The organism is Pseudomonas sp. LARHCG127 (genome assembly GCF_052871455.1).
Genome location: NZ_JBIXJT010000010.1, coordinates 227,293 through 242,430 on the forward strand (window position 1 = coordinate 227,293; position 15,138 = coordinate 242,430).

Here is a 15,138-nt window from a genome sequence, read left to right on the forward strand (position 1 = left end):
CAGCTCCTACAGCGACTTCCACAACGAATCGAAATTCCCTTCCTGATCGCCGCCATCCCCGGTTTCGGCCGAGTCTTCCGGGTGGTAGGAAAACTGATTGAAACTGTGCGTGCTGGTCACCCGTCGGTCCAGGCCGGCGCGGCGTTCCTGGCCATTGGTGTTGATCAATACCCGCTGGCCCTCCTGAAACGGCAGGCGTGGGGCGATCATGGTCGGGGGCAGGTCAATCGCACTGATCTCGGGAAGCAACAGCCCGCGCAGATAATGGCCGTGATCATTTTCGTCCCGCACCAGTTGCAGTCCGCACGGCTGGGCATGGGGGGCGACCAGTTCGATACCCATTTGCATGGCGCCGTTGCGCACCTGGCGGATCCAGCGCACCACGGCGACACTCCAGGCCTGGTCGCTGGCATCGCGGATGCCGATCATTTCCCCTGCTTGCAGTTGTTCCGGCACTTCCTTGGGCCAGCCTAGGCAGTAGCCGCCAGGGCTGTGGTTGATGATCGGCAGGTCGTAGGTGGGGAAGTGATGCTGGTTGTCGGAGTGACTGCCGTCGTCATCGCTCGGGTTGACCGGGTATTCGATTTCTTCGTAGGGCAGCAGGTCGTTTTCGCCTGTCGGGGCGGCGTCGAAAGCCTGGCTCCAGGTGTCGTTGGTCTTGCTTGGCGTGGCTTCGAAGCGGGCTTTGCGAGCAGTCGGGCTTTTCAGTATTTCGTTGAACGAGCGCTCACCGCCGAGGTAGTAGTGCAACGCACTCATGCCCACGCACAGCGTCAGCGTGCCATTGCCCTCGGTGCGCTGGAAGCTGCGCTCAGCCGCTTCGCCCCAGGCGGCCTGCAGATGATGCAATGTATCGGCACTCATGCCGCCAGGGACTGGCAGGGTGTTATCGGCAGGCTGTTCCAAATGAGTGGCGATCGCCCGCACCAGTGGCTGTGGATCGAAGCCCTGCAAGGTCGGCTGCTGTTCGGCGCGGAACTTGGAGCGATAGCGTGGCCCGACATCCAGCTCCGGAGCGACCGCGAACAGGCTGGTAGCGCTGGTGGCAGGGTCCAGCTTGACCCACTGGCTCCAAGATTCGAGCGTTTCGGTCAGTCGCCCGATCTGGCTCTGGCGCAGCTGATTGCTGCGTGATGCGCCCAGCAACAGCGCGACGACATAGGTTTGCTCGGCGTTCAATTGATGAACCTGGCTGGCCAGTTCGTCACTCACGCTCAGGTGCTGTAGCCGGTGCTGGCAGGCGATCCGGTACAACTGATGCAGATCGAGCCAAAGTCCCTCGGGCACAGGGCTGTAAAGTTGGCTGGCACGCAGCAGCGGGCCGTTGAGGGCATGCAGCGCCCGTTGCAACGCGGTGCTCAGCAGGCGGGCCCGATCCTTGGTGTATTTGGACGCGATACGCGCCACGATCTGTTTGTAGCCCATCGCCAGTTGGGTTTGCAGGGCCTGGCACAGGTTGACGATCTTGCGCGAGCGATCGTCCAGCACGATGGCCTGTTGCAGGAAGTGCCGCTCCAGGTGCTTGCAGACGTAGTACACCTCGGGCCGCAGCAGTTCGAGCAGTTGCAGGCGATTGTCGCTGGGGGTGAGCAGTTGGTTGAGTTCGCCAAGGGCCTGGTACAGCAGGCGGGCGGTCTCGCCGATGTTGGCCTTGGGCAGGTTGGCGATCCAGCGCTTGAGGTCCTTTGGCGTAGCATCGCAGAACGACAGGCGTGATTGTGTCGGGGTCAGGACGCGCAATAGCTGGAGAGGGCTGGTCTCATTCATGCCGTGGACAGGCTCCGGCGGGAAACGAAAAGGATGTATCCAACTCTAGCAGGTGTAGCCGAAAGATCATGCTACCGCGACCCCTGGTGTGACCTAGTCCTGCAGGCGGCCCATTGAAGCGGGATCGTATTCCTTCATTTCACCGACGCTCTTGGTGATGTACAGGTGGTTGGCCGGGACGCTCTTGTTGACGAAGGCGCCTGCGCCAATGATCACATTGTCACCCAGCTCCAAATGGTCAGCGATGATGCAGGCATGAGCATGTATCCGGACGCCGTCGCCAATGCGCAATACTGCGGTATCGCTTTGCCCCTTGATACCCAGCGTGCAGTTCTGCCAGATCTTGAAATTTTTTCCAATGATGGCGTGCGATGTGATGACGATTCCATTCGGATGGGCAATCCATAGGCCTTCCCCGACGGTGGCGCCCAGCATGATCTCTACATTGAACTGGCGGCTGATGCGTTCGTTGAGCAGCTTGCCACGCCGTCTCCAGAATTTGCTGTCCTGCTGGTGCATGGCGTATGCCAGGCGGAACCAGAAAAGGTAGCGGTACCTGTTGATGCGCTGACATTTTTGGTAAAGCCGTTTCCACCTGAACGGTTTATCGAGACCGCCGAGGATTTCGATATGCCAGTAGTGTTTGGCTGATCGGAAGATATCAAGAAGCATCGACGACCTCTTTGCCGCGAGGCGTGCCTGGTACGAACCTCTGGGACAGAATCATTCCTATAGGCAGCCAGAAAACGATCCAATAGACGCCAGGCCTGTTGAACACCGTGTGGTAGTCGAATAGAGCCGTTACAACCCCGAAGATAAGCAGGGGCAAGCCTACCGAACCGACGGGATGGTGCCACGTCTTCGTGTCGATCGCGCGCTTGAAAACATAAGCGATGGTCACCAACAACAGTACTGCACCTGTCACGCCGAATTCGTAAAAATACTGCAGGAAGAGATTATGGACTTGGTTGTAGCAACGCACTTCGGATATGCAGATATCAAAATTACTGCCCGCCCCGGCACCAAACAGCCAGAACTCGTCAATGCGGTCCAACCAGCCTGTCCAGATCACGTCGCGAAGGCTGAAGCCACGACTTTGCTGTGTGACAATGACGGGCCATAGCCATACCGACACGGCAAGGAATATTACGCCGGCCAGGCACAACCATTTCCTCGACCTCAAACTATGGTGAAGAAGAATGCTCGTAGCGATTGCCAAGCCATATCCAAGCCAGACGGCTCTTGAAAGCGTGCAGAACAGGTACAGCGAAAGGCCTAGCACACAGGCCATGAACAACGTTCTGACCCACGGCCCGAAGGTTTTGGTCATTAACAAGTGGAACCCGTAAATGCCGAAAAAGCCGTAATACAGCGCCGCAATGATGGGGTTCTTGAAGTTGGCATAGTTGCCATAGCCCAAGTTGTACAAACGTTTGCCGGAGAAAAAAATGTTCTGGTCCTGCTGGGTGAAGTGGATGATCAAACCGGCAATTGCAAATAAACCCGCGATCACAAAGGCAAGCGTCAGGCTTTTTTCAAGCAGTTCTTCTCGGGCCAGTATATGAATCGCGCTCAGGTACAACATTACGTACAACACGGTTTTGAATTGTCCGTAGGCGGAGGCTTCGGACCCGGGATTCAGCAGCGCTACCAGCAGCGAAAAGACCAGTACCAGCAGTACCGGCCAGTAGGGCTTTTGGACAATGTTTTGACGTAGGCGCGCATCGAGCACACATAAGAGCAACGCGGGTATAAAAAGACCCGCGTTGGATATCGTGGTGTAGGTGCTGCCGTCGGTAATGAACAGCAGTCCCGTCAGGTGCGCAATGAAGCCGATCATCAAGACAAGCAAGGTGAATCTGGAAAAAGCCGAACGTGTCATACCTATTCCAAGGGTAGTGAAAGGGGCCAGGACAAAACTCCAAGGCGTAAGTGTGGCAGCGTCGGCGAGGGTAGCGACTCATGTTGATTGCGCCGCAGGCTATCTCATCGAGCGTTGGGTAGTGCCAGTCCTTGACCCATCTGCACCGGCGAACCGGCCACCAGGTCTTCGGCCCATTTCACCTGGTCCGGACCGAACAGCACGATGGCGGTCGAACCCAGCTTGAAGCGCCCCAGTTCGGCACCTTTTTCCAGATGAATCGGCGCACGTGCGGCTTCGTCGTAACGGAAGGTTTTCAGCTCGCGCTTGGGCGGCGTCACCAGCCCGGCCCAGACGGTTTCGATGGAGGCCACGATCATCGCGCCCACCAGTACCACCGCCATCGGCCCACGTTCGGTGTCGAAAATGCACGCGACGCGCTCGTTACGGGCGAACAGCTCCGGCACGTTTTCGGCCGTGGTCTGGTTGACCGAGAAAATCCGCCCGGGGATGTAGACCATTTCCCGCAGGGTGCCCGCCAGTGGCATGTGCACGCGGTGGTAGTCCTTGGGGGACAGGTAGATGGTGGCGAAATCGCCACCCATGAACGGCGCTGCGTTGGCCGCGTCACCGCCCAGCAGTTCCAGCACGCTGAAGCTGTGGCCCTTGGCCTGGAATACCCGGCCGTGTTCGATCGGGCCGAGCTGGCTGACGGCACCGTCGGCGGGGCTGAGAATCGCGCCCGGGGTTTCGTCCAGCGGGCGGGCGCCGTCCTTCAGGGCACGGGTAAAGAAGGCGTTGAAGTGCTCGTAGGCCGTCAGGTCTTCCACCAAGGCCTGGGACATGTCCACTTGGTAGCGCTTGGCAAACCACGTGGTGAAGGCGTTCTTGAACCAGCGCACGCGGCATTCGGCAATGCAGCCGGCCAGCCGCGACAGCAGGTGGTGGGGCAGCAGGTATTGGGTGAGGATGAATAAACGGTTTTTCATTAACTGTCCTTAAGAACCTTCAAAGCTCGATGGGTGTATCGGGGTGGTTGCCCCATTCGCCCCAGGAACCGGCATAGCCTTTGACCCGTGGATAACCGAGCGCCTTGGCCACCAGGTAGGTGAAGCCAGAGCGGTGGTGAGTCTGGCAGTGGGTGATGATTTCTTTATCAGGGGTGATGCCCAATCGTTCGAGGATTTGCGGCATGTCTTTGCGGATGCGCAAGTTGCGCGCCTTGTCCATGCCGGCGGTCCATTCGAAATTGACCGCGCCGGGAATGTGTCCGCCCCGGGCCGCGACGACTTTCTCGCCGGAGTATTCCAGCGGGCCGCGAGCGTCCCAGATGGCCAGGTCGGCAGCGCCGAGACGGCTTTGCAGGTATTCACGGGTGGCGGTGGGAGCGTCGTGCAGCGTCAGGCTGATCGGACCTGCAACGGGTGCAGGAACGTCGATGGACACCGGCAGGCCTTCATCCAGCCACGACACCAAGCCGCCGTCGAGGTAGTGGTAGTTCCCGTGGCCGATCACGTCCAGCAGCCAGATAAACCGCCCGGCCCAGCCGCCGCCTTCATCGTCATAGACCACGTAGACCGCATCCGGGTGGTGCCCGAGTTCGCCGAACAGGGCTTCGAGGTCGGCTTTGGCCGGCAGCAGGCCCGGCGCTGGCGGTTGGCCGAGCTGGGTACGCTTGGGGTCGACGAAGCGTGCGCCAGGGACATGCCCGGTGCTGTAGCGGGCGGCGCTGGTCAGGTCCACCAGAATCAGTTCGCGGGCGTCGAGGCGCGGCAGCAGTTCGCTCGGCTCGATCACCAGCGGCAAGCCAGAGAAGTCAGGCATGTGAGGTCTCCAGGGGCGCAAAGGGAAAGGATTGTATCAAGTTCAGCGGCCGCGGTTGGTAAAGGTATGCAGGGCCCTTTCGATGCATTGCACGGTTTTGCCGAAAGCTTGCACCGTGACGTCCGAGAACGGTCCGCCGCCCTGGTCCACCGCCACCAGCATGATCACCCGGCCATTGCACGTCAGTGAGCGCAACAACAGGTGCTCGCCGCGGAACAGGCTGCGCATGCCCGGCGGTAATAGCGCCGAAAACTGCGCGTTGTTGTCCGGGTTCAGGCGAACCTGGGCCTGCTGGGCCAGCAATCGTTGCAAGATTTTGCTCTGGCTGATGGTAAAGCTCGTGGCCGCAGCTTCCTTGGGCAAACCGGCGGTCTGGTGAACGCGCACGCTGGTCTGGCTGCGGTCGGCCATCAGGATCATCACCCGGCGCATGCCGCAGGCCACCAGGGCGTCCCGTGCCGACGTGGTCAGGTGCATGGCGTTGAGGAAGGGGCTCGGCTCCACCAGCATGGCGGAACATTGCTTGCGCCACTGGCTCAGGTCCTGGGCGCTGGGCGGCGCGGCGGGCAGCAAGCCGGGGTGGATACGGCGGCTGCCCCAAGGCCAGATCAGCGCCACGGCCGGGTGCCAGAGGTCCGGCATGGCGTGATGACGTGCGCTGTTGGCGGCTTGTTGGTGCAACTGCTGCTGGATTTCATCCATCGACATTTGCAGATACAAACTGGCGAGGTATTGCCAGCGAGTGTTGTGAGGGCTGTCCCAGGCCTGCTGCGCCGCGAGGGCCAGGCCGTTGGCCAGCAACACGGTGTTGGCCGGCTGGTTGAGCCAGCGCCGCAGGGTTGGGTCGTCGTCCAGGCGATTCTGCTGGCGCAGCGGATGTTCGCTGTCCCGGGCGATGCGCAGGACTTTCACCAGTTCGCGGCGTTCGTTGAGCAACAGGCGATAACCTTGCGCCACCCAGATCGGCAAACGCCAGGTCTCCACCAGCGCCAGGCAGATCTCCAGCAGGCGGACGCCGAACAGTTCGCGCTCGACCTTGCGTGCGGACTCGCCTTTATGGACGACTCGCAATTCCCATTCCCCGAGCAACCGTGGGTGAGTCAGGGCCAACGGCCAGAGCGGCGACAGGAACAACAGGCTGCCCCAGTGGATGTCTTGCCACAGCCGCGCCAGGCGGCTGGCGAAAAAACCATTGGCCTGTTGCGTGGCGTGCTGGCTGATCAATTGCAGCTGGCGCAAGGCAACAGGGATTTCGTGCCCCGGCAATGAGGGCAGGCGGGCGAGCAACTCCTCGGTACGCTTGAGACCGAGGCGGTTGATGGCCACTTCGAGATTTTCCGCAGGCTCAGCGAGGCTGCCATGGGTGTGATGGTTGGCCTCGCGGATGACGCTCAGGGCCAGCGCGGGGCTGTCCTGCATCAGGTCGGCGATGTCGCGCAATGAGCGACGGCTGTCGGCGAGGGCCTTGCAGACCAGGTCGTGGCTGGCCTGGGGCACCGGCAGATGCACGCCGTTGAGCAGCTTCACCCAGCCGTCGAGGGTGGTCGGCCGGGGCGTTGGAACCTTGGTTTCGTTAGTCATGGCTGGACGTGATCATCGTATGAATTCTCTACGCCCGGAACGGGGCTAATTGGCTTTTCGCCAGAACAGCCTATAGTCTGGCGCAGTTTTGCCGATAAGTAGAAGAAGAGATTTTTCAGCTTCCGAATATGACCTTGAACCCGACTTAAGTAAGTACTTTCTATCTATGGCTAAAATTATCGGCATCATTGTCGTGTTCGCGAGCGTGCTCGGCGGATACGTGCTCTCCCACGGCAAGATCGCCGCCCTGATCCAACCCTTCGAGGTGTTGATCATCGGTGGTGCTGCCCTCGGCGCATTCTTGCAGGCCAACCCTGGCTATATGACGATGCACGTGCTCAAGAAATCCTTGAGCATGTTCGGCTCGCGTTTCAGCCACACCTTCTATCTGGAGGTGCTGGGGCTGATCTACGAAATCCTCAATAAAAGCCGCCGCGAAGGCATGATGGCGATTGAAGGCGACATCGAAGATGCCGCCGCCAGCCCGATTTTCGCCAAGTATCCGTCGGTGCTGAAGGATGAGCGCATGACGGCGTTCATCTGCGATTACCTGCGCATCATGTCGTCCGGCAACATGGCGCCCCATGAGCTCGAAGGCCTGTTCGACATGGAGCTGTACAGCCTCAAGGAAGACCTGGAGCACCCGTCCCACGCGGTCAACGGCATCGCCGACGGCATGCCGGGCTTCGGTATCGTCGCGGCGGTATTGGGGATCGTGGTGACCATGGCCTCCCTGGGCGAAGGCGACCAGGCGTCCATCGGCCTGCACGTGGGTGCGGCGCTGGTAGGTACCTTCTTCGGTATCTTGGCCGCCTATGGCTTCTTCGGCCCGCTGGCCCATTCCCTGGCCCATGATGCCAAGGAAGAACTCAACGTCTACGAAGCCATCAAGGCTTCCCTGGTGGCCTCGGCCTCGGGCATGCCGCCATCGCTGGCGGTGGAGTTCGGTCGCAAGGTCCTGTACCCAGCGCACCGTCCAAGCTTCGCCGAGCTGGAACAAGCGGTTCGCGGTCGCTAGTGCTTTGCTTTACAAATACGTTCCTTTTTTGGCGAGTGACTGTTGCTGCCAGACAAGGCGCCGCGACGAGTCATAGCCCGCTATGGCGAGGAGCGGCAACGCAGTATGGCAGCAGCAGGCACCGTCAAAATGGAACAGTATTTGTGAAGCAGAGCACTTAGGTCATGGAAAATAATCAACCGATTATTGTAAAGCGCATCAAGCGCATTGCCGGGGGGCATCACGGGGGCGCCTGGAAAATCGCCTTCGCCGACTTCGCCACGGCGATGATGGCGTTCTTCCTGGTGCTGTGGCTGCTGTCCACGGCAACCCCGGAACAGAAGATCGCCATCGCCGGTTACTTCAAGGACCCGGTCGGCTTTTCCGAAAGCGGTACGCCCTACATCATCGACCTGGGCGGCTCGCCGACCCTGGCGCCGGACACGACCCTCAATCCCGAGGTCAAGTCCCAGCCCCAGCCCGACAAGGTCACGGTGGATTCCGAGCAGGTCGAGGGCATGGCCGAGCAGGTCGAGCGCGAGCGTTTGGAGTTGCTGCTGCAGGAATTGCAGAACAAGGTCGAAGAGAACCCGGAACTGCAGAAGTTCAAGGACCAGATCCTGTTCGAAATCACCCCGAACGGCTTGCGCATCCAGATCATGGACGCCGAGAACCGGCCGATGTTCGATTCTGGCAGCGCACGTCTGAAACCTTATTTCGAAGATATCCTGCTGGCCATGGCCGACACCATCAAGGCGGTGCCGAACAAAATCAGCATCAGTGGCCATACCGATGCCAAGCCTTACATCGGTAAGGGTGACTACGGAAACTGGGAACTGTCCGCCAACCGCGCCAACGCGGCCCGTCGCGCCCTGGTGGCCGGCAGCTATCCGGACGAGCAGGTGGCACGGGTGGTCGGTTATGCCTCTTCGGCGCTGTTCGACCGCAAGGACCCGTTCAACCCGGTCAACCGGCGCATCGACATCGTGGTGTTGACCAAGAAGGCGCAGAAAGCCATCGAGGGCTCACAAACCGACGATCCGGCGCCCGATCCGGTTCCGGGCGAGGGTGCCCCGGGTGAAGTGCCAGCGCCACAGGCTACGCCAGGTGCAGCGGTCGATCCGAATGCGCTGCCGGCGGACCAGCAACCCATACCGGCCCATGAGCTGCGCGAGCGGCTGAACCTGTTCGATGACACCGTACCGAAACCGGCGGAGCCGCCGGCGCAGTGACCCACAAAAAAAGCCGACCTCGATGTCGGCTTTTTTGTGGGGCCACTGTTTACTTGAGGATTGCTTGCCTTTGTGGCGAGGGAGCTTGCTCCCGCTCGGCTGCGCAGCAGTCGCAAGACCGGACAACTCGGTCTGGCTGGAGACTGTTGGGGCCTGCTTCGCAGTCCAGCGGGAGCAAGCTCCCTCGCCACAAGAGTGATCGGCTTGATACGGCGTGCAGGTCAGTAGCTGCTTTCCGGCAGGCTGGCGATGATCGAGCGGTAGCTGTTCATCCGTTGCTGATGCACGCGACCTTCTTCCAGGGCCTTGAGCAGGGCGCAGCCGGGTTCGCGGTCGTGCTTGCAGTCGCGGAAGCGGCAGGTACCGATCAGCTCGTTGAACTCGATGAACCCGGCTTCGACATCGGCCCGGCTGACGTGGCCCAGGCCGAATTCGCGGATACCCGGCGAGTCGATCAGTTCACCGCCACCAGGGAAGTGGAACAGCCGCGCCGTGGTCGTGGTGTGGGTGCCTTGGCCGGACAGCTCGGACAACGGCCCGACGCGGGTCTCGACTTCTGGCAGTAGGCTGTTGACCAGCGAAGACTTGCCGACGCCGGACTGGCCGACGAACACACTGATGCGTCCGTCCAACTGCTGTTGCAATTGCTCCATGCCGTTACCGTGGTGGGCCGAGACTTCCAGCACCGGATAACCCAAGTCCCGGTAGACCGACAGCAGGGCGTTCAGCGCCGGGGCGTTGTGTTCGTCGATCAGGTCGAACTTGTTGAGCAGCAGCAACGGGCGGATGCCGGCGTGCTCGGCGGCCACCAGGTAACGGTCGATCAGGTTGGCGTGGGGCTCGGGCAATGGCGCGAACACGATAACGATCATGTCGACGTTGGCGGCCACGGGCTTGAGCTGGCCCCGGCTGTCCGGGCGGCACAGCTCGGTGTGGCGCGGCAGTTGCGCGACAATCACGCCGATGCCCTGGTTGCCGGCACGCCAGACCACCTGGTCGCCCGTCACCAGCGCCGGCAGGTTGGCGCGCAAGTGGCAGCGGAACACCTGGCCGGCCAGTTCGCCTTCCTGGGCCTCGACCTCGACCTGCACGCCGAAGTGGGCGATCACCAGGCCGGTCTGTTCAGGGCCCAGGTCGCCACCCTCCAGGGCTTCGACAGCACTGGATTCGCGTTTGGCGGCGCGGGCGGCGCGCTCACCCTGGATCTTTTCGATGCGCCAGTTTTGACGACGATTGAGTTGGCGTTTGGCCATGGGTGTTCCGTATGAAGAAATACAGCGAATAGGGTAAAACGGCGGCGAGTTTAGCACGCCCAAGGGGCTGCCTAGGCTAAACTGCGTGGCTACGCCGAGGAGCCTCCCTATGCAAAACCCGCAGAACCTGATCTGGATCGACCTGGAAATGACCGGTCTGAACCCTGACACTGACGTCATCATCGAAATGGCCACCATCGTCACCGACAGCGACCTCAACACCCTGGCCGAGGGCCCGGTGATCGCGATCCACCACAGCGACGAGATCCTGGCCGGCATGGACGAGTGGAACACCCGCCAGCACGGCGGCTCGGGCCTGACCCAGCGAGTGCGCGAGAGCAAGATCAGCATGGCCGAAGCCGAAGCCCAGACCCTCGCGTTCCTGGAACAGTGGGTGCCCAAGGGCAAGTCGCCGATCTGTGGCAACAGCATCTGCCAGGATCGTCGCTTCCTTTATACCCACATGAAGTCCCTGGAAAGCTACTTCCACTACCGCAACCTGGACGTTTCCACCCTCAAGGAACTGGCCGCCCGCTGGGCGCCAGAAGTGCGCGACAGCTTCCAGAAAGGCAGCACCCACCTGGCCCTGGATGACATCCGCGAGTCCATTGCCGAGTTGCAGCATTACCGCAAGCACTTCATCAAGTTCTAACCGGCACGCCAGCGGCTGGCGAGATTGCTTTTGTGGCGAGGGAGCTTGCTCCCGCTGGCCTGCGAAGCAGGCCCCAACAGTTCTCCAGGAAGATTCGATTGTCTGGTTTGCGACTGCTGCGCCCGAAGCGTCGGACCGGCCGAGCGGGAGCAAGCTCCCTCGCCACAGAGGGCAGTTTGGACTTGGGGGCATGGTGTTCAGGCAGAAGACGGGGGCGCGCCCTCTTTTGGTGCCAGCCCAAACTGGCTAGACTGCGCGCCTTCCCGTATGGACCGCCACCATGTTGCTGATGCTTTATCTGATCGCCATCACCGCTGAAGCCATGACCGGTGCCTTGTCTGCCGGACGGCGGGGCATGGACTGGTTTGGCGTGGTGCTGATCGCCTGTGTCACGGCGCTGGGTGGCGGCTCGGTGCGCGACGTGCTGCTCGGTCATTACCCGCTTACGTGGGTCAAGCATCCGGAATACCTGGTGCTGACCACCGCGGCGGCGATGTTGACGGTGTTTCTGGCGCGCTGGATGCGCCATCTGCGCTCATTGTTCCTGGTGCTCGACGCCGTGGGCCTGGTGGCGTTCACGCTGATCGGTTGCATGACGGCCCTGGAAATGGGCCATGGCATGCTGGTGGCGTCGGTCAGCGGAGTGATCACCGGGGTGTTCGGTGGCATTCTGCGGGACATTTTCTGCAACGATATTCCGCTGATCTTCCGCCGCGAACTCTACGCCAGCGTCTCGTTTGCCGCGGCGTGGTGTTATCTGCTGTGTGTCTTCCTGCAATTGCCGAACGAGCAGGCGATCCTCATCACCTTGTTTGGCGGTTTCCTGCTGCGGCTCCTGGCAATTCGCTTTCACTGGGAAATGCCGAAGTTCGTCTACAACGACGAAGTCTGACGCGCGGCATGTTGGCGTAACGCCCATTCCACATGCTCGCGCACCAGCTCCGACGGATAGTCACGCCGCGCCTCCAGCGCTTGCAGCACGGGAATCGTCGACGGCGCGTTGCCCAGGCCCACCGCCAGATTGCGCAGCCAGCGCTCGTAACCGGCACGGCGCAGCGGTGAACCTTCGGTGCTGCTGAGAAATGTGTCTTCGTCCCACAGGAACAACTCGGCCAGCCCGGCATTGTCCAGGTTGTGCCGCGGCTTGAAATCGCTTTCTCCCGACGGACGGGCGAAGCGGTTCCACGGGCAGACAATCTGGCAATCGTCGCAGCCGAACACCCGGTTGCCGATCAGTGGCCGCAGCTCTTCGGGAATGGCGCTTTTCAGCTCGATGGTCAGGTAGGAAATGCAGCGGCGGGCATCGAGCACGTAGGGCCCGACGAAGGCATTTGTCGGACAGATGTCCAGGCACGCGGTGCATTTTCCGCAGTGTTCGGTGCCGTGGGGCGGGTCGATGGGCAGCGGCAAGTCGACGAACAGCTCGCTCAGGAAGAAATAACTGCCGGCCTTGCGGTTCAATACCAGGGTGTTTTTACCGATCCAGCCCAGGCCGGCCTGTTCGGCGATGGCTTTTTCCAGCACCGGTGCGCTGTCGACGAAGGCGCGATAGCCAAAGGGGCCGATGACCGCCTGGATTTTTTCCGCCAATTGCTGCACGCGTTTACGGATCAATTTGTGGTAATCGCGGCCCAACGCATAACGCGAGACGTAGGCTTTTTCCGGTTGGCCGAGCATCTGCGCCATCTGGGTGTCGCCCGGCAGGTAGTCCATGCGCAGGGACACCACGCGCAATGTGCCCGGCACCAATTCCTCGGGGTGCGAGCGTTTGCTGCCATGGGCGCCCATGTAGTCCATTTCGCCGTGGTAGCCGGCCTCGAGCCAGCGTTGCAGGTGTTGCTCATGCTCGGCCAGGTCCAGGCCGCTGATGCCGACCTGCTGGAAACCCAGCTCGCGGCCCCATTCCTTGATGGATTGGGCGAGGGCGGGGAGGTCTGTGGGAATGGCAGGCATGAGGCGAGAGAAACCAGAGCTGAGATGCGTATAATTCTGCCAGACATCGGAGCCCGAAGACGCATGCCGCACACTAAAGATGATTTTCCCGACGCGCTGTACAGCGCCGCGCAGGTCCGGGCCCTCGACGCACAACTGATCGCCGCGGGTACTGCTGGCTTCGAATTGATGCAGCGCGCTGCCCGTGCCACCTGGCGCGCGATCGTCCGACGCTGGCCCGACGCCCATGAGCTGACCGTGCTGGCCGGCCATGGCAACAATGCCGGCGATGGTTACCTGGTCGCGACCCTGGCCCGGCGTGCCGGCTGGTCGGTGCGGGTGCTGACGGTGGGCGAGCCCCGGCGATTGCAGGGGGACGCTGCCAATGCCCACGCCGAGGCGGTGGCGGTGGGCGTGCCGATGGAACCGTGGTCGGATGAAGCCGAGTTGCGTGGCGTGCTGCTGGACGCGTTGCTTGGCACGGGCCTGAGTGGCGATGTACGTGAGCCGTATGTGCAGGCCATCGATACGATCAACGTCAGCGGCCTGCCGGTCGCGGCGGTGGATATCCCCTCGGGATTGTGTGCCGACACCGGCCGGGTGTTGGGTACGGCAGTGGCGGCCGACCTGACCGTGACCTTCATTGGCTTGAAGCTGGGGTTGTTCACGGGCGAAGCGGCGGACCGGGTGGGTGAGCTGGTATTCAATGACCTGCACGCCGATCCGGATATCATTGAAGCTGCACCGGCCAATGCCCGACTGTTCCTACCTCGGAATCTGCCGCATCTGACACCTCGCGCCGCCACGTCCCACAAAGGCAAGTTCGGTCACGTGCTGTTGATCGGCGGCGACCGGGGCTTTGGTGGCGCCATCCAGATGAGCGCCGAAAGCGCGCTGCGCTGCGGGGCGGGCATGATTTCGATGGCGACCCGCAGCGAGCATGTGTCCGCCGCGCTGACGCGTTTGCCGGAAGTCATGGTGCAGGGCACCCATTCGGCGAACCAATTGGTGGGCTTGCTCCAGCAGGCCAGCGTGGTGGTGGTCGGACCGGGCCTTGGCCAGGCCGCCTGGGGACGCAGCCTGCTGTCGGCGGCGGCCAATGCGCCACTGCCGCAAGTGTGGGATGCCGATGCGCTGAACCTGCTGAGCGCCGGCGATGTCCGTCTGCCTGAACATTGCGTGATCACCCCGCATCCGGGCGAGGCGGCGCGGCTGCTGGAGATGTCCACCGCCCAGGTGCAGGCCGATCGTCCGGCGGCGGCCCATGCCTTGAGCCAGAAATACACCGCCACGGTGATTCTCAAGGGAGCCGGCAGCCTGGTCGCCAGCCCGGATGGTCGCCTGGCAGTCTGCAGCCAGGGCCATCCGGCCATGGCCACCGCCGGCCTGGGGGATGTGCTGGCTGGCGTGGTCGGGGCCTTGCTGGCCCAGGGCATGGAAAGCTTCGAGGCCGCGTGCCTGGCGGTCTGGCTGCATGCCAACGCCGGTGCCAAGGTCGGTCGCTCGGGCCGGGGATTGGCGGCGACCGATCTGATCCCGGCCATTCGTCAGTTGTTGGAGGAGCATTCACCGTGTCTGAAGTAACCCTGTACGTGGCGGACGAACAAGCCATGACACAATTTGGCGCCCGCATCGCGCAGATCACTGCCGGCCACGGCCTGATTTTTCTCGAAGGCGACCTTGGCGCGGGGAAAACCACCTTGTCCCGTGGCATCATCCGTGGCCTCGGGCACGTCGGCTCGGTCAAGAGCCCCACGTTCACCCTGGTCGAGCCCTATGAGATCGGCGACATTCGCGCCTTCCATTTCGACCTGTATCGACTGGTGGATCCTGAGGAGCTGGAATTCCTTGGCATTCGCGATTATTTCGAAGATGACGCCTTGTGTCTGATCGAATGGCCCCAGAAGGGTGCAGGCTTTTTGCCAAAGCCCGACCTGACCATTACCATTGGCGCGCAGAACGGCGGGCGTTCGCTGAAACTGACGCCGCAAGGCGCCCGTGGTGAGTCGTGGTGTGCCGCTTTGGCATTGGAAAACTAA

Annotated in this window: 14 protein-coding genes; 6 read left to right on the forward strand and 8 right to left on the reverse strand. The window is 61.7% G+C overall.

Features of this window, described 5'->3' with window-relative positions:
* Positions 1-6: 6 nt before the first annotated feature.
* The 6 genes from ACIPQ1_RS18730 to ACIPQ1_RS18755 form a co-directional block, all read right to left on the reverse strand.
* Entirely contained in the window at positions 7-1,767 is a 1,761-nt protein-coding gene (locus ACIPQ1_RS18730) for a molecular chaperone (RefSeq protein ID WP_446534595.1), read from the reverse strand.
* A gap of 93 nt (positions 1,768-1,860) precedes the next feature.
* A complete protein-coding gene (locus tag ACIPQ1_RS18735) occupies positions 1,861-2,439 on the reverse strand; it encodes a serine acetyltransferase (RefSeq protein ID WP_250962825.1) in 579 nt (192 codons plus the stop codon).
* Complete coding sequence (locus tag ACIPQ1_RS18740; RefSeq protein ID WP_250962826.1) at positions 2,429-3,649, reverse strand: O-antigen ligase family protein; 1,221 nt, start codon at positions 3,647-3,649, stop codon at positions 2,429-2,431. Before ACIPQ1_RS18740 ends, ACIPQ1_RS18735 begins: the two co-directional genes overlap by 11 nt.
* Positions 3,650-3,753: 104 nt before the next feature.
* Positions 3,754-4,617: an archaetidylserine decarboxylase gene (gene asd, locus ACIPQ1_RS18745; protein ID WP_250962827.1), complete on the reverse strand. Its 864-nt coding sequence runs from the start codon at positions 4,615-4,617 to the stop codon at positions 3,754-3,756.
* 19 nt (positions 4,618-4,636) lie between these two features.
* A complete protein-coding gene (locus ACIPQ1_RS18750; RefSeq protein WP_411386337.1) occupies positions 4,637-5,452 on the reverse strand; it encodes a rhodanese-like domain-containing protein in 816 nt (271 codons plus the stop codon).
* Positions 5,453-5,494: 42 nt separating this feature from the next.
* A complete protein-coding gene (locus ACIPQ1_RS18755) occupies positions 5,495-7,033 on the reverse strand; it encodes an HDOD domain-containing protein (protein WP_411386338.1) in 1,539 nt (512 codons plus the stop codon).
* 166 nt (positions 7,034-7,199) lie between these two features.
* Between ACIPQ1_RS18755 and motA the strand changes: the two genes are divergently transcribed.
* Positions 7,200-8,051: a flagellar motor stator protein MotA gene (motA, locus tag ACIPQ1_RS18760; RefSeq protein WP_207965194.1), complete on the forward strand. Its 852-nt coding sequence runs from the start codon at positions 7,200-7,202 to the stop codon at positions 8,049-8,051.
* 164 nt (positions 8,052-8,215) lie between these two features.
* On the forward strand, positions 8,216-9,262 hold the full coding sequence (gene motB / locus ACIPQ1_RS18765; protein ID WP_411386339.1) for a flagellar motor protein MotB: 1,047 nt from the start codon (positions 8,216-8,218) through the stop codon (positions 9,260-9,262).
* Positions 9,263-9,483: 221 nt separating this feature from the next.
* Here the strand turns inward: motB and rsgA are convergent, their stop codons facing one another.
* Positions 9,484-10,515 carry a small ribosomal subunit biogenesis GTPase RsgA gene (gene rsgA, locus ACIPQ1_RS18770; protein ID WP_072407102.1) on the reverse strand — a complete coding sequence of 344 codons (1,032 nt, stop codon included), beginning with the start codon at positions 10,513-10,515 and terminating at the stop codon, positions 9,484-9,486.
* A gap of 109 nt (positions 10,516-10,624) precedes the next feature.
* Here rsgA and orn point away from each other — a divergent pair, with 109 nt between their 5' ends.
* Positions 10,625-11,167, forward strand: coding sequence for an oligoribonuclease (gene orn, locus ACIPQ1_RS18775; protein WP_122567314.1), 543 nt, complete (start codon positions 10,625-10,627; stop codon positions 11,165-11,167).
* A gap of 280 nt (positions 11,168-11,447) precedes the next feature.
* Positions 11,448-12,059: a trimeric intracellular cation channel family protein gene (locus tag ACIPQ1_RS18780; protein ID WP_030140169.1), complete on the forward strand. Its 612-nt coding sequence runs from the start codon at positions 11,448-11,450 to the stop codon at positions 12,057-12,059.
* Here ACIPQ1_RS18780 and queG read toward each other — a convergent pair.
* Positions 12,041-13,120, reverse strand: coding sequence for a tRNA epoxyqueuosine(34) reductase QueG (gene queG, locus ACIPQ1_RS18785; RefSeq protein WP_250962834.1), 1,080 nt, complete (start codon positions 13,118-13,120; stop codon positions 12,041-12,043). The genes ACIPQ1_RS18780 and queG overlap by 19 nt on opposite strands.
* Before the next feature lie 63 nt (positions 13,121-13,183).
* On the opposite strand from queG, the gene ACIPQ1_RS18790 reads away from it, so the two are divergent.
* Both ACIPQ1_RS18790 and tsaE read left to right on the forward strand, forming a co-directional pair.
* Positions 13,184-14,683, forward strand: a complete 1,500-nt coding sequence (locus ACIPQ1_RS18790) for an NAD(P)H-hydrate dehydratase (protein ID WP_446534596.1) — start codon at positions 13,184-13,186, stop codon at positions 14,681-14,683.
* Positions 14,671-15,138: a tRNA (adenosine(37)-N6)-threonylcarbamoyltransferase complex ATPase subunit type 1 TsaE gene (tsaE, locus tag ACIPQ1_RS18795; RefSeq protein ID WP_186707990.1), complete on the forward strand. Its 468-nt coding sequence runs from the start codon at positions 14,671-14,673 to the stop codon at positions 15,136-15,138. The genes ACIPQ1_RS18790 and tsaE overlap by 13 nt, the downstream gene beginning before the upstream one ends.

Coding starts and splice junctions, on each gene's coding strand:
- orn (WP_122567314.1), top strand. CDS start 10,625: ATGCAAAACCCGCAGAACCTGATCTGGATCGACCTGGAAATGACCGGT.
- ACIPQ1_RS18735 (WP_250962825.1), bottom strand. CDS start 2,439: ATGCTTCTTGATATCTTCCGATCAGCCAAACACTACTGGCATATCGAA.
- ACIPQ1_RS18790 (WP_446534596.1), top strand. CDS start 13,184: ATGCCGCACACTAAAGATGATTTTCCCGACGCGCTGTACAGCGCCGCG.
- rsgA (WP_072407102.1), bottom strand. CDS start 10,515: ATGGCCAAACGCCAACTCAATCGTCGTCAAAACTGGCGCATCGAAAAG.
- ACIPQ1_RS18780 (WP_030140169.1), top strand. CDS start 11,448: ATGTTGCTGATGCTTTATCTGATCGCCATCACCGCTGAAGCCATGACC.
- ACIPQ1_RS18730 (WP_446534595.1), bottom strand. CDS start 1,767: ATGAATGAGACCAGCCCTCTCCAGCTATTGCGCGTCCTGACCCCGACA.
- ACIPQ1_RS18750 (WP_411386337.1), bottom strand. CDS start 5,452: ATGCCTGACTTCTCTGGCTTGCCGCTGGTGATCGAGCCGAGCGAACTG.
- motB (WP_411386339.1), top strand. CDS start 8,216: ATGGAAAATAATCAACCGATTATTGTAAAGCGCATCAAGCGCATTGCC.
- motA (WP_207965194.1), top strand. CDS start 7,200: ATGGCTAAAATTATCGGCATCATTGTCGTGTTCGCGAGCGTGCTCGGC.
- ACIPQ1_RS18740 (WP_250962826.1), bottom strand. CDS start 3,649: ATGACACGTTCGGCTTTTTCCAGATTCACCTTGCTTGTCTTGATGATC.
- ACIPQ1_RS18755 (WP_411386338.1), bottom strand. CDS start 7,033: ATGACTAACGAAACCAAGGTTCCAACGCCCCGGCCGACCACCCTCGAC.
- queG (WP_250962834.1), bottom strand. CDS start 13,120: ATGCCTGCCATTCCCACAGACCTCCCCGCCCTCGCCCAATCCATCAAG.
- asd (WP_250962827.1), bottom strand. CDS start 4,617: ATGAAAAACCGTTTATTCATCCTCACCCAATACCTGCTGCCCCACCAC.